The 14,573-nt window shown below is 26.9% G+C and carries 12 protein-coding genes, 1 tRNA gene and 1 rRNA gene; 12 read left to right on the plus strand and 2 right to left on the minus strand.

All coding sequences use genetic code 11. The annotated features are described in order from the left end of the window. Nucleotides 1-315: 315 nt before the first annotated feature. From BM120_RS09955 to BM120_RS09990, 8 genes are all read left to right on the plus strand, one after another. Entirely contained in the window at nt 316-1,554 is a 1,239-nt protein-coding gene (locus tag BM120_RS09955) for a radical SAM/SPASM domain-containing protein (protein WP_091995622.1), read from the plus strand. Between the two features lies 1 nt (nt 1,555). Further along, nucleotides 1,556-2,587 carry a radical SAM/SPASM domain-containing protein gene (locus tag BM120_RS09960; protein WP_177187421.1) on the plus strand — a complete coding sequence of 344 codons (1,032 nt, stop codon included), beginning with the start codon at nt 1,556-1,558 and terminating at the stop codon, nt 2,585-2,587. Further along, nucleotides 2,580-3,803 carry a radical SAM/SPASM domain-containing protein gene (locus BM120_RS09965; protein ID WP_091995626.1) on the plus strand — a complete coding sequence of 408 codons (1,224 nt, stop codon included), beginning with the start codon at nt 2,580-2,582 and terminating at the stop codon, nt 3,801-3,803. The genes BM120_RS09960 and BM120_RS09965 overlap by 8 nt, the downstream gene beginning before the upstream one ends. 55 nt (nt 3,804-3,858) lie before the next feature. Continuing rightward, the gene (locus BM120_RS09970) at nt 3,859-4,038 is read left to right on the plus strand and encodes a hypothetical protein (RefSeq protein ID WP_091995627.1); all 180 of its coding nucleotides are present in this window, start codon (nt 3,859-3,861) and stop codon (nt 4,036-4,038) included. 149 nt (nt 4,039-4,187) lie between these two features. After that, the gene (locus BM120_RS09975; protein WP_091995629.1) at nt 4,188-6,617 is read left to right on the plus strand and encodes an FtsX-like permease family protein; all 2,430 of its coding nucleotides are present in this window, start codon (nt 4,188-4,190) and stop codon (nt 6,615-6,617) included. Between the two features lie 9 nt (nt 6,618-6,626). Next, a complete protein-coding gene (locus tag BM120_RS09980) occupies nt 6,627-7,598 on the plus strand; it encodes a S8 family peptidase (RefSeq protein WP_091995631.1) in 972 nt (323 codons plus the stop codon). Nucleotides 7,599-7,687: 89 nt separating this feature from the next. Then, complete coding sequence (locus BM120_RS09985; RefSeq protein WP_242941604.1) at nt 7,688-9,412, plus strand: ABC transporter ATP-binding protein; 1,725 nt, start codon at nt 7,688-7,690, stop codon at nt 9,410-9,412. 67 nt (nt 9,413-9,479) lie between these two features. Beyond that, nucleotides 9,480-10,163 carry an ABC transporter ATP-binding protein gene (locus BM120_RS09990; RefSeq protein WP_091995635.1) on the plus strand — a complete coding sequence of 228 codons (684 nt, stop codon included), beginning with the start codon at nt 9,480-9,482 and terminating at the stop codon, nt 10,161-10,163. Between the two features lie 69 nt (nt 10,164-10,232). Here BM120_RS09990 and BM120_RS09995 read toward each other — a convergent pair whose 3' ends face one another. Next, complete coding sequence (locus BM120_RS09995; protein WP_091995637.1) at nt 10,233-10,634, minus strand: hypothetical protein; 402 nt, start codon at nt 10,632-10,634, stop codon at nt 10,233-10,235. Between the two features lie 40 nt (nt 10,635-10,674). Then, nucleotides 10,675-10,751 (minus strand) — tRNA-Arg (locus BM120_RS10000). Nucleotides 10,752-10,947: 196 nt separating this feature from the next. Between BM120_RS10000 and pepT the strand changes: the two genes are divergently transcribed. The 4 genes from pepT to BM120_RS10990 form a co-directional block, all read left to right on the plus strand. Beyond that, nucleotides 10,948-12,177, plus strand: coding sequence for a peptidase T (gene pepT, locus BM120_RS10005; RefSeq protein ID WP_091995639.1), 1,230 nt, complete (start codon nt 10,948-10,950; stop codon nt 12,175-12,177). Between the two features lie 184 nt (nt 12,178-12,361). Continuing rightward, a complete protein-coding gene (locus BM120_RS10010; RefSeq protein WP_091995641.1) occupies nt 12,362-13,237 on the plus strand; it encodes a DMT family transporter in 876 nt (291 codons plus the stop codon). Between the two features lie 202 nt (nt 13,238-13,439). Next, a complete protein-coding gene (locus BM120_RS10015; RefSeq protein WP_091995643.1) occupies nt 13,440-13,928 on the plus strand; it encodes a QueT transporter family protein in 489 nt (162 codons plus the stop codon). Nucleotides 13,929-14,419: 491 nt separating this feature from the next. Next, a 16S ribosomal RNA gene (locus tag BM120_RS10990) occupies nt 14,420-14,573 on the plus strand; the annotation flags it as partial.

Here is a 14,573-nt window from a genome sequence, read left to right on the forward strand (position 1 = left end):
TATTAGTATTGATTGTATAATAATTTTGCTATAACATTGAACTTGAATAAGAAATAAAATTCAATTACAAACAAGCAATAATTGATTAATAGATAAGTAAAAAATATAAATAAAATATAAGAAAATTTTGATGTTTAGAAATTATAAAAAATATATAAAATATATATAAAATATATATAAAGTATATATAAAAAATTATTAGTATTGATTATACATTAATTTTGTTATAACATTGAACTTGAATAAGAAATAAAATTCAATTATAAATGAAACTTAATATAAATAAGTAATAATGGATTAATAGTGAGGTATAAAATGGAAGAAAATTTTATTGAAAAATGTAGAAATGGAATTTCATATATTTATAGTAAAAATATGCAAAAGCATATGTTTTTAAGTGAGGAAATATATAATTATATTAAATTTAAGAAAGAAAATAAACTTACAGATGAAGAATTTTTAAACATATTTAAAAAACAGAGTGATAGAATATATATGAGAAAGGTATTAGATATTGTTAATAAATTAAATTATTTTTGCGAAGTTGAAAATACTGAATATGAGTTAACAAGTGCGTATTTTTTGTTAACAAAAATGTGTAATTTAAAGTGTAAACATTGCTCAAGTTCTTGTTCATTAGATGAGAAAGAATTTATTTCATTTGAACAAGCTAAAAATATAGTTGATAATTTGCTGATTTTGGGAATTAAAAATATAGTAATATCTGGTGGTGAACCTTTATTATGCACCTTTTTTTATGAAATAGTTGAGTATATAAAAAACAAGAGTGAGAGAATAAATCTTACATTATCAACAAATGGAGTTCTAATAAATGATTCGAATATAGATTTTATAATAGAAAATTTTGATAATATTGATATAAGTATTGATGGTTATAACGAAGAAACCTGTTCAAAAATTAGAGGTAAAGGAGTTTTTGAACGGGTAATTGGTGCAATAATAAATATTAAGTCGAGAAATTTTAATAATATTAGAATTTCAACAATAGCATCTTTAAATGAAGAATTATATGAATATAAGTTTAAACATTTTGCAAAAAGTATAGACGTTGACTATATCATTAGGTCATTTAACCCTATAGGTAGAGGAGCTAAAAATGCATTTGATATTCAAGGAATAGATTCGATAATACCATATACGATACCTAAGATGTATGAAAATCAAGGTGTTAATAAGGATAAAAAAATTTCATCAAAATATTGTTCAGCATTTAGATCTGTTTTGTTTGTAGATTATTATGGTGATGTTTATCCTTGTCAATCTCTAATATATGAATATTTTAAAATAGGTAATATAGCTGAACCGATTAAAATAGGAACTTTTAATGAAAAATTTAAAATTTCATATGAAAAATTTAAAAAAATAGAGTACTGTGGAACGAGCAATTGTGCATATTGTGATTTGAACATATTTTGTTGGACGTGTCCAGCAGAGTATTATAGACTGAATGATAATGGAAAGATAAATGAATGGTGTGGATTGATGAAAAATAATTTAAATAACATTATTTGGTTTAATGAAAAGAGGAAATAATATGAATTTTACAGTTGTAGTAACAGATGATTGCAATTTGAGATGTTCATACTGTTATGAGAAGAATAAAAAATATTATTATATGACAGAAGAAACGGCAATTAAGATAGTAGAATATGTGTATAATGCTATTGAAAGAAGAGTTAGATTGTATCCTGAAGAAATTAAATATAGAAATACGGTTGTTTTTCATGGTGGAGAGCCACTACTTAATTTTAAAGTTATTAAATGCATAACTGAAGGACTTCAGAAATTTGACTATAAATTTAGATATGAAATGACAACTAACGGTACTATATATAGTGATGAAATTTCTAGTTTTATTAAAAATAACAATATTGAATTATCAGTTAGTATTGATGGGACAAAATATTATCATGATAAAAATAGAAAATTTGTTAATGGAAATGGATCTTTTGATTTAGTGATATCAAATATTAGTAAATTTATAAAAAGAGATATTAATATAAGAGCAAGAATAACAATAAATCCTGAAAGTATAGTAGAATTGTGTAATTCAATTAATTATTTAAGTGAAAAAGGGATTAATTTATTTGCCATATCAGAAAATTTCTACAATGAAGACTGGTATGAAGATGACATCAGAAATTTAAAATTAGAGATTGAAAAAATAAGAAAATTGGATAAAGAAATATTAACATCCTTTACAGATAGGAATGATGTTTTCAAGATTAAAAGTGATTGTTTTGGGGGATTAAATAGCATAGTATTTGATCCTGTGGGGACAATATATCCATGTGTTTTTTCCCTAAATAATAATTGGTATAAATTAGGCGATTTAAATAGTAATAATGAAGATGTAACAAAAAAAGCTATGAATTTACACGAATGGCTAGAAATGAAACCATCATTGTGTAAAAGTTGTGGTATTCGTGAAACTTGTAGTGGATATAAATGTAAAATATTAAATAATATCATAAATAGGAATAATGATACAAGTCCTCCGGTGATTACTTGTAATATTAAAAGATTATTATTAGAAATAAGTATGGGTGGTGAGTGTATTGAGTAATTATTTTGCTGAAAAATTATCAATGTATAATACATTTGAAAATAAAGCTAAAATATCAAATAAGTATAGTGGAAGTTGTATAACAGTATCAAAAATTGTAATTGAAGACATAATAGAGTGTACAAGGCAAGGCTTATCTGTTGAGGAAATATGTGAAATAAGGAGTGAATATGTGGATTATTATAAAAAAGTTTTTAAAGCATTAGATAAAATGTCTTTGATTACTCCATATAAGTATTATGAAAGAGATATAAATTTTATACCACTTATTTCATTTTCTATCACAAAAAAATGTAATCTTGAATGTTCATATTGCTGTACATCATCTGATATTAATAATAACAGTTTAAAGGAACTAAATACAAGAGAAATAAAAGAGTGTATAAATAATATTTTGAAATATAATCCACTAGAAATAAAAATATCAGGTGGAGAGCCATTGGTCAGAAAAGATGCATTAGAAATATTAGAATATTTGAGAAGTAAATATAAAAATGTAATAATTTTTGCGACTAATGCTACTCTATTGAGTAGAAAAAAGATTGATATACTTTCTAAATATGTAGATTCTGTAGAGATAAGTTTGGATGGATATAACAATGAGACTTATAATGATGTAAGACAAAATTCGGATGCTACATTTGAGAACATAGTTGATTATATAAAAATTTTTCAAGAAAATGGAATAATTGATATCTACGCATCAATGGTGGTTGGAGTAAATAATTGTAAAAATGTAGAAAAATTTATAGATATGTGCGAGCTTTATAATGTTAAGCCAATAATTAGGGCTTTTACTAAAGTGGGAAGTGGGTTGTTAGATGATACATATTTAAGAGATGAAAGGGACTATATTTATGATTTTTATGGTATTGAAAAATTTATTGATTATAAGCTGAGAGCAACTACATGTAATGCAGGAGATACACAAATATATATTGATAGTTTAGGTGATGTGTATCCATGTCCTTTACTAGTTTGTGAAGAATATAGAATAGGGAATATTTTAAAGGATGATTTATATAAAAAACGAATAGATGTAATTGAAAATTTAAATAAAAAAAGAGCAATTTTTAGAAAAGGATGTAAAGATTGTCAGTATGCAATATATTGTGGTAATTGTCATTATGTTAGTATGCATGAAACACAAAAAAATGTATTCGAATATCATTGTAGTAAGAATAAAAAATATTTTAAGAAATGTTCAATTAAATAATAAGTTAATAAATAAGGTTCTAATACAAAAAATGTTAATTAAAAGGAGATTAAAAATGGAAAAAATAAAAGTAATGGCGATTGAAGAAAAAATGGAACTAGAAGAAATGGAAATAAATGATGCAGATCCATGCTATAGATTTTGGAGAGATAAGAAAATGATAGGCGAGTATGACTGTATGTATGATTGTAAATTAAAAGGTGTAGTATCAGCATTTGGTTCAAATAGACATTAGTAAAGCAGTTTGATTAGAATATCAAAATTAAGGCTAATATTTATATTGATAGTATATTAGTAATATTATATTTTTAAAAATTAGATTAAGTATTGGAACCTTATTTTATAATAAAGAATGTATATAATAGTTATGTTGGAGAAATTTATATGAAAAAATTATTAAGATCATATATTAAGCAAAATATAAAAATAATATTATTGCTGATATTAACCATGACAATAGCGACTGGTGGATGTTTTGCAATAATGTTATCTGAAAAAAGCGAGTATACAAATCATTACAATTTTATAAAAGAACACAGTCCTATTTACGGATGCTTAGGAAAAAATATAACAAATGATGAGCTATTAAATATAAAAAATAGCGAAAATGTAAAGGATGTATTTTCTACAATCAGCTTTGAAAATTTTGTATCAACAAGCGATGGTAAATTTATAACGCTAGAGAAGTATGACAAAAATATTCTTGATTTAATGAAATTAAAAATTACTGAAGGGATACATCCGAAAGCTGTAAATGAAGCAATTATACTTGATTTAAACAATAAGTATAGAGTGGGTGATATAATAAGTGGTCAAATACAATTTGAAACAAAAAAAGGAGGCATTACAGCTTTTAAAGCTGTAGCATTAAATTTAAAGGTTGTAGGGAAATTAGATAATCACTTATTAAGATATACATCAAATAGAGATTTGGTATATGCAAATTTGGATAATAAGTTACTACCAGAAGGTCTTTTGCATAATGTTTTTATAAATTATAAAGGTGGGTACGAAAATATTGAGCTTGAAACAAATAAACTTGCTTCAACTCTAAATATTGATTTAAGTAAACTAAATTATAATAGAGATTTAGCACAAACTGTAAACTTTTTAAGCAAAGTAAGTCTTGATAATCCAAGATTCAAAAATTTGGTATTTTCAGGAATTTTATTCAGCCTGATTACAATGATAATATATTCTAAAAAAAGAATAATTGATATGAGGCTGTTGAGAGTAGTAGGAGCAAGTAAGCTGCAAACTATGTTTCTTCTGATTTCAGAAGGCATATTAATAGGAGTCTTTTCAGTAATATTTGGGGCTATCTTGGGTTTACTACTGGCTAAATTCATGATTAATAACTTTAATTACACTTTAGCAAGTCCAGAAATCTATAAAATAATGTCTAAAACAATACATTATGATATATCTTTAACTATATATACTCTTCGGATAATTGTTATTCCGATTGTGGTTTCGTTTTTATACCAAATATATCAAGTAAATAAAGGCTTTGCTAAAAATGAGAAAGGAATTTTAAATAATTATATTGATAAAATACTTAATACTAGCTTAATTAATAAGCGTAAAATAATAAATAAGATTTCAAGTATAAATCTTAAAAAATATATATTGTATCTTATAGTTCCGGTTATATTATTGGCACTACCTATATCAAATTATATATCCGTAGAAAATGCTTATGAGTCAAGAGATAAAGTTAATGGGTTTGGCTCAGATTCCGATTTTGTGAATAGAGACTACAAAATAGATAGAAGTGGTTATTATATTCCGAATTATGGATTTTCAAATGAAGAAATTGAAAAAATAAAAAAAATTGAAGATATCAAGGATATAGTATATTTTAATATGTCAAATGTATTCTATATAAGTAATGGAAATGAATTGAGTGAAGCATATTCCAAAGATACTTCACCAAATATTGAATACGAATTTAGTTTAATAAATACAGATATAAATAAATTGAAAGAAAAAGAAATAATATATGGTGAATTAGATAAAAAAGATATTCTAAATAATTATCCTAGAGTATATATTAAAAATAAATTTTATAACAGACTAACCAATAATTTTGAAGAAATATATAAAGCTTTAAATATTGGTGATTTAGTTAATATTAGGATGTTAGTTAAAAATACCTCTGGCGATATGGAGTATAGAAATATTAAAGTACAAGTAGTGGGTTATTTAGATTCCATAAAGTTATCTAAATATATGAGAAACAGAGATCTTATTGGTGGGATGCTAATTCATCCTGATGATTATAAAAAAATATCAGGATATGAAAGATATGAACAAGTGTTTTTTAACAGCTTGAAATCAGAAAAAGTTTTAGAAAAAGAATTAAAGGGTGTAATAGGAGAAAGCTTTAGCTTTAATTCTAGTGAAAAAGAAAGAAGCAAGGGACATAATAAAGAGATTCTGTTATTAGAGATAGGAATAAATATTATGTATGCTGGCTTGATGTCTGTTTTTACAATTTTTTCATCATTGAAAATTATATTATTGATGAGAAAAAATGAAAATAGCATTTTAATGTATATTGGTGCATCAAGAAAAAGTATAAGAAATATGCATATAATAGAAGGAATAAAGTATGGTATCATTTCTTCTGCGTTAACTTTTTTAATATCCTTATATGATATATTAGAAGAGTATTTTTATTTAAAAAATGTATATCCAGATAGGGTGTTGTTTATAAATTATTTTAGACTTTTTTCTGTGTCACTAATTCCATTTATTGTTTTCTTCCTATGTTATTATATTGCTACGAAAGAATTCAATAAACAAAATTAGGTGAAGGTTATGTTTGCAAATAATTCTAATATTGCAGTGATTGATACAGGAATTGATTATAATGATGCTATGTTAAAGAAATACATATATTTTAATAAGGAATTACAAGTGTTTGACAAAATTAATACGATATACGATTTACATGATTTAAATGGACATGGAACTATGTGTACTCTAACTATATTAAATGAATGTAGGAATGTAAACATTTATCCTATAAAGGTCTATGATGAATCAGGAGAAGGGAGGGTTACTGATGTTATTAAAGCATTAGAAAAATTAATTAATACCGATATAAAATTGATTAATATTTCTTCATCAACAACTAACATCAAGTATTATAGTGAATTTGAAAATATATGTAAAAAATTAAGTGATGAAGGAAAAATAATAATATGTTCTAATTCCAATAATGGGAAGGATAGCGTACCTGCAATGTGTGATAGTGTAATAGGTGTAGATGGAAACAAAAAAGAATATTCTTCACTAATTTATAAGATTGGACAAAAGTATCAGTTAACGACTGATTATGTAAATAGTATCATTTACTGTATAAATGGAGAGTATAGATTATTTGGTAAAAACTCTAAGCTTGCAGCATATTTATGTGGAGTTATAGCTAAATTATTATTTGAAAAACAGATTACCGAAAAAAAAATATTGGAGTATTGTTTAGAAAATTATTTTAAAAATATAACTATTTCAAAAAAAGATTTTACTGATTATCATGTTAAAGAAGAGCTAATTAATTGTATTGAAAGTTATTGTTATTCAGAGCATAGAAAAAATATAAGATTAGAAGAATTGGAAGATAAACTTTTGATAGGAGATTTTACGGGAATATATCTTGAAAATTTAGATAGATTTATTAACTATGTTAATAATTATTTTGGAATAACATTGGATATTATTGGCATTGAAATAGAAAATATATCATATGTTGAAGGTTTAGTTAATATTATTAATAAACATTTAAAGTGATTATTAATAATATTAAAAAGTAAAGAAATATAGTTTATTTTTATAAGATAAATTAATTTGAAACACAAATGAATAGGGACGATTTGATAATGAAAAATAATAATTTTAAGCAATTTTTTAAATTTGTGTACTTATCTAACAAAAATAGAATTTTATTAGCTTTATTTTTAGTTGCTATAAGTACATCATTTAATATATGTTTACCTATAGTATTGAAAAATATTATCGATCTATGTGTAAGTAATGGGGATATAAATAAATTTGCTAGCTATATAGCTATATACTTGATAATTAATAGTGTTATGATTGTTTCAGATTATATATTGATATATTTATATTCACTTATGAGAAGTTCGGTTGCAATAAAGCTTAGAATTAAAATATTAAAGCATATTTCAGAATTATCAGGCAGATTTTATAGTGAAAAGAAAACTGGGAATATAATTTCTATAATACAATCAGATGTAGATATGATAGAACGCTTAGATTCTGAGCTCGTTTTTTCATTGATAAAAAATGTGGTTACAGCAATAGTGGCTATATTATTTATGATGAAAATGCAATTAATTTTGTTTATTTTTGTTATTTTTTTTCAAATTATCTTGATTAAATTGCAGATAATTTTTACAAAAAAATTACAAAAAAATCAATTTGAAATCAGAGAAGAGTATGGAAGGGTAACTAATATTATACAAGAATATGTATTAAATATAATTAATATAATAGTTACAAAAGCAAAAATATTTTTCTTATCAAAGTATATAAAGATGGAGAAGTCATTGATATACAAAAGTATAAAAATGGATTTGTTATATGGGGGGAATATTAGTTTGCTAAAGGCTATAAATTTAATAGTTACTATTTTTATTTATGGATATGGAGGTTATAAGGTTATACATGGAGAAATGACCTTGGGATCTGTTTTTGCTTTTCAAGGATATAGTTCAATGCTAATGGGTCCTTGCATGAGTATAATTAATTCCAATAACGTGATACAGAAAGCAAAAGTTTCAATAGATAGAGTTTTTGATTTGCTAAATGAAGAAAGTGATATAAAGGTATTTGAAAAAAATATGAATAGATTAAATGATAAAATTGAAGTTATAGAATTTAAAGATGTTACGTTTAACTATAATAATGACAATAAAAATAATGTATTGAAAGGAATTAATCTAAGATTTGTTAAGGGGTCTGTAACCGCATTGGTAGGTAATAGTGGGTGTGGAAAAACAACAATAATAAATTTATTATATAGATTATGGGGTACTAGCTCAGGTAATATCATTATTAATGGTATAGATATAAGAACTATTAATTTAAATTCATTGAGAAAAAAATTTTCTGTGGTTGTTCAAGATAATGTTATATATGATGGAACAATAAAAGAAAATATTTGTTTAAGTAAAACAATATGTGAAGATGAATTGATAAATTTGTGCGAAAATATTGGAATTTATAGCTATATAAAGAGCTTGGAGAATGGATTTTCAACTCAAATTGGTGAAAGGGGTATAAAGTTATCTGGTGGACAAAAGCAAAAGATAGCTTTAGCAAGAGCATTAATAGAGGATAGTGATGTATTAATTTTAGATGAAGCTACATCTTCTCTTGATAATATTTCTCAGATATGTATAGTTGAAAATTTAAATAAGTATATTCGTGATAAAATAGTTATAGTTATAGCACATAGATTATCTACAATTAAGGATGTTGATAATATATATGTTTTAAAAAAAGGTGTTGTGGTAGAAAGTGGAAAACATCAAGACTTAATAGATAGTAAGGGGGAATATTATAGCTTGTATAATAGTTAAATTTATTTAAGTTTTATTTGAAGCTATTGTAATTTAAAATAATTGATTATATATAAAGGAGAATAATATGAAAAGTTTAGTTATAAAGAATTTGAAAAAATATTATGGTAAAGGTGAGCAGCTTACAAAGGCCATTGATGATATAAGCTTGGAAATAGAGCCACAAAAATTTATGGCTATAGTAGGAACAAGTGGGTCAGGAAAAACAACTCTTTTAAATTGTATGGCAGGATTAAATAAACCTACATCAGGGCATGTATATTTGGAATGCAAAGATATATACAAATTGAATGATAATGAGTTATCTAAAATAAGGAGAAGAGAATTTGGGTTTATATTCCAAAGCTTTAATTTAATACCAGTACTAAATATATATGACAATATTATTTTACCAGTAAATTTGGATGGTAAAAAGGAAGATGAGGAATATATAATGGAATTGGTAAAAAGCATAGGAATTGAAGATCAATTAAAAAAATATCCTAATGAGCTTTCTGGAGGTCAACAACAGAGAGTAGCTATAGCTAGAGCGTTATCAAATAAACCATCAGTTATATTTGCTGATGAACCAACTGGAAACTTAGATAGTAAAACAACAGAGGACGTAATGAATTTGCTTAAAACACTTATAAAAAAGCTTAACCAGACATTGGTAATGATCACACATGATGAGTTAATAGCTAATCAGGCGGATAGAGTAGTAACAATAAAAGATGGGAAAATTATAAGTGATATATCAGCCTATTTATAGAATTGTTGCCGAATTACTTATGATTTTAACCAAAAATAAATTTAAAAAAACAGGTCGACATACATAGGGTTAGTCGACCTGTTTCATCATTCTTTTTAAAATATCAAGCTTTAATTTTTTCGTTGTTATATCTATATTCGCTATCACAACTACAAGATTGATTGAATTATCAATCTCATCCCATTTATATGAGCTTGAGCATTGTATTGTATATTTTGGGAAATATTTTAGAAGATCTTTTGTAAGACTTTCAGCGTAGCCAAAGTATTCGTTTACCGAATCTTCGACATCCCAATCAAATACTGTGTCAAGGCTGATTTTATGCATAGGCAGTGACAGCTTAAAGCTCATCACATCTTCTCTTTTTGTAGCCTTTGTCAGATCAGAAATCACATGAAAATCTGATTCAGATTCTATTTTTTTTCTGATTTCATCACTATCAATCAGGTCATCTCTAAATATTACATACATTTTTCTCTCCGATATATCAATAAATAAAAAGTAAATAAAGTGGTGCGCCTAGTAGGATTTGAACCCACAACTCACAGATCCGAAGTCTGCAGCTCTATCCAGTTGAGCTATAGGCGCACAAATTATAGCAATATTATATCATAAAAATACAAAATATTGCTATAAAATAAATAAAATAGCTTAATAGCTTGCACTAATTTTTCGATCAGAGAAACAGATAAATTTTATTAGATATAATTGCCTTTAGTTATTGATACTGGTGTATATATGGAATATAATTAAGTTATCATATAATTTTTGGGAGGTCTATATTATGAGAGAAAAGGTTTTAAAAAGATTTTTGAATTATGTATCAATTGATACCGAGTCAGATCCAAGCTCAGATAATTGTCCATCCACTCAAAAGCAGTTTGATTTGGCGAATGTTTTAAAGAAAGAGCTGGAAGAGCTAGGATTGGTTGATATTTCGCTGGATGAAAAATGCTACTTAATGGCAAAGCTACCTGCTAATGTTGAAGGAATTAGTCCTATTGGATTTATTTCACATATGGACACAAGTCCTGATATAACAGGTAAAAATGTAAGACCGAGAATAATTGAAAATTATGATGGAAAAGATATTGTCCTTAATGAAGAAAAGGGAATTGTCACTACTGTAGAGGATTATCCGGAAATTCAAGAATTTAAAGGTCAGACAATAATAGTAACAGATGGAAATACTTTATTGGGAGCTGATGACAAGGCTGGTATAGCTGAAATATTAACAGGTATTGAATATCTAGTAAAACACCCTGAAATTAAGCACGGAGATATTATGGTTGGATTCACTCCAGATGAAGAAATTGGAAGAGGTGCCGACTTTTTTGATGTTGAGAAGTTCGGAGCAAAGTATGCGTATACATTTGATGGCGGCGAAATGGGCGAACTGGAATATGAAAACTTTAATGCGGCTGCAGCGACTGTAAAAATTCAAGGAAGAAATGTACATCCGGGATTTGCAAAGGATAAAATGATAAATTCTATGTATATAGCTTCAGAAATAATGAGTGCTTTTCCTGTGTGCGAAAGACCTGAAACAACTGAAGGCTATGAAGGCTTTTACCATTTAAATACAATGGAAGGCAACGTTGAAGAAACTGTAATGAATTATATTATTCGTGATCATAATATGGATATTTTCAACAGAAGAAAAGAGTTCTTTGAAAAAACGATTGAAGTAATATCTAAAAAGTACAATGGAAGAGTATCTGTTGAAATAGTTGATAGCTACTACAATATGAGAGAAATAGTTGAAAAGAGTATGTTTGTAGTAGATATAGCTGTCGATTCTATGAAAGATATTGGAGTTGAACCAAAGGTCATTCCTATTAGAGGAGGTACTGATGGTGCAAGATTGTCATTTATGGGATTACCTTGTCCAAATCTTTTTGCTGGCGGGATAAATTTCCATGGAAGAAATGAGCTTGTAAGCGTGGAAGCATTGGAAGCAGGAGCAAAGCTATTAGTTAGAATTGCAGAAAAATACGCAGAGCTAAAGCTATAGTTTTTTATGAAAATGAGTTATTGGGGAATCACTATGGTATCCCCATTTTATTTTAATGATAAATTTGATAATCTAATAAATAGGTTAAAAAATAATTTATTATTTTATTGTGGTTTCATTTGTTTTCCTTATGGGGTGGTGGTATACTATTCTTTAAGATTATAAAGAAAGGTTATTATTATATATGAGCAAAAAAGTGCAAATGAACTTACTTTGTATATTAACTATTTTGTTTTGGGCAATTGCCTTTCCTCTTTCAAAGGTTGCTTTGCATTATTTCTCCACAAATTCCTTGGGATTTTTAAGAGTTTGTATAGCTTCTGTGGCACTTCTAATAATAAATAAATTGAATGGCGGAGGAGTACCCAAGAAAAAGGATTTGGGATGGTTTTTATTATCGGGTGCGTGTGGCTTTGGAATTTATCTTTTCACATTTAATAGAGGGATGTTGACATTAACATCCGCATCATCGAGTATTGTCATTGCGATAACACCTGTTTTGACAGCAGTTGCAGCACACTATCTTTACGGTGAAAAGATAAATGTGATTGGGTGGACGACATTGATAACGGCTTTTATTGGAGTGGCAATAATGATGCTATGGGATGGTGTTCTATCCATAAATCCCGGTATATTTTGGACACTGGGAGCAGCAGTAGTATTCTGTGTGTACAATATTCTTAATAGAAAGCTGTCAAAAATGGGGTATAAGGCTACAGAAATAGTTACATATAGTATGATTTCATCAATATTAGTGCTGTCTCCTTTTTCTGTTCAAGGAATAAAAGAGCTTTCAAATGTAAGCTTCTATTATCTGGCTGTACTGCTTACAATGAGTATTTTGAGCAGTGCATTAGCATATTTTTTCTGGAGCAAGGCTCTTAGTATGACTGAAAATACCAGCGATGTGACTAATTATGGATTTTTAACACCATTCGTCGCTACCTTGATGGGATCTCTGATATTGTCAGAAGTTCCTAGCTTGGGAACTGTTATAGGTGGAAGTGTTATAATTGTAAGCATAGTAATATTTAGTAAAAAAGGCAAGCTGAAATCTTGACAAAGTATTGAAATACCTATATAATGTAATGGTATTTTATCGATACAGAGTTTTCTTGTCACCTACTTAAAAAACAAGGGTTTAATAAACAATGTTTATTATCTGCGTTCTCATTTTGGTGAGGGCGCAGTTTTTTAATGATGAGAAAATATTTGTTGTATGGTAATAACAAATATATATAATCATTAGGAGGATTAGTTTTATGAGATTTAGTTTTGATAGCAGTTCGATTGCCAAGCAGGCGATGGTAGCAGCTCTTTATGCAGTTTTAACTTGGGCAATACCATCACTATCATATGGGCCAATTCAGTTTAGGGTATCTGAAATTATGACCTTATTAGCATTTTACAATCCACAGTATGTAATAGGATTGACTGTTGGATGTGCCATAGCTAATTTGTTTTCTTCTTTAGGCGCAATAGATATATTCGTTGGAACTTTGGCATCGTTTTTGGCTTTATTTGCAATGAGTAAAATTAAAAATATTTGGATTGCATCGCTGATGCCAGCTTTATCAGCAATTATAATTGGGGCAGAAATAGTGATGGTTTCTCCAGAGCCAGTTTCGTACTTTTTAATTACTGGACAAATTATGATATCGGAGTTGGTAATAGTGACTGGATGCGGCGTTGTGTTATTTAAAATATTAGAGAAAAATAAACAATTCAGTAGAGTCGTACTTGAAGCATGATAAAATTTTGAGAGTGATTACATAATTTATAGTGTAGTATTACCAAGTTTACTATATAGCTAATAACTATAGGAAAGGCAGTGTGTTATTTTAATAAATAATGCATTGCCTTATATTTTTTCGCTATTTTAAAAAAATAATTAAAAAATATTGACAGTAATAAAATACTATGATATATTATTACTTGCAAATGACGAAGCAGTGCTTTATTATTCAATTCAGAGTTAATGACTCAAAATTAAGTTATTAAAAAAATATAAAAAAAGTATTGACAAGTTATTATAAAAATGATATTATAAATAAGTCGTCAAAATGATGATGAAATGAACTTTGAAAATTGAACAGCAGGTTAATTCAATAAGCTCAAAGGAGCAAATTGATTAATCGTTTAAATAATAATAAGACTATGGAAGTTTTGTTAGAAATTTAAACCACAAACAAACCAAGCCAGATATTTCTAAAAGGGATAATAGCTGAGCGGAATTAAATTTTTATTTGAGAGTTTGATCCTGGCTCAGGATGAACGCTGGCGGCGTGCCTAACACATGCAAGTCGAGCGCGACTGTCCTTAGAACTGAGACCTTTATCAAAAGCATTGAAAGGGTGAGCGTAATTTTCGTTTTTATCCGAAGCTTTTTGATGTGA

The sequence above is a fragment of the Peptostreptococcus sp. D1 genome, assembly GCF_900112955.1.
Lineage (GTDB): Bacteria > Bacillota > Clostridia > Peptostreptococcales > Peptostreptococcaceae > Peptostreptococcus.

Bases quoted from the DNA above. Each gene is read 5' to 3' on its own strand.
- BM120_RS09960 (WP_177187421.1), top strand. From the start codon at position 1,556: ATGAATTTTACAGTTGTAGTAACAGATGATTGCAATTTGAGATGTTCA.
- BM120_RS09995 (WP_091995637.1), bottom strand. From the start codon at position 10,634: ATGTATGTAATATTTAGAGATGACCTGATTGATAGTGATGAAATCAGA.
- BM120_RS09955 (WP_091995622.1), top strand. From the start codon at position 316: ATGGAAGAAAATTTTATTGAAAAATGTAGAAATGGAATTTCATATATT.
- BM120_RS09980 (WP_091995631.1), top strand. From the start codon at position 6,627: ATGTTTGCAAATAATTCTAATATTGCAGTGATTGATACAGGAATTGAT.
- BM120_RS09975 (WP_091995629.1), top strand. From the start codon at position 4,188: ATGAAAAAATTATTAAGATCATATATTAAGCAAAATATAAAAATAATA.
- BM120_RS10010 (WP_091995641.1), top strand. From the start codon at position 12,362: ATGAGCAAAAAAGTGCAAATGAACTTACTTTGTATATTAACTATTTTG.
- BM120_RS09990 (WP_091995635.1), top strand. From the start codon at position 9,480: ATGAAAAGTTTAGTTATAAAGAATTTGAAAAAATATTATGGTAAAGGT.
- BM120_RS10015 (WP_091995643.1), top strand. From the start codon at position 13,440: ATGAGATTTAGTTTTGATAGCAGTTCGATTGCCAAGCAGGCGATGGTA.
- BM120_RS09970 (WP_091995627.1), top strand. From the start codon at position 3,859: ATGGAAAAAATAAAAGTAATGGCGATTGAAGAAAAAATGGAACTAGAA.
- pepT (WP_091995639.1), top strand. From the start codon at position 10,948: ATGAGAGAAAAGGTTTTAAAAAGATTTTTGAATTATGTATCAATTGAT.
- BM120_RS09985 (WP_242941604.1), top strand. From the start codon at position 7,688: ATGAAAAATAATAATTTTAAGCAATTTTTTAAATTTGTGTACTTATCT.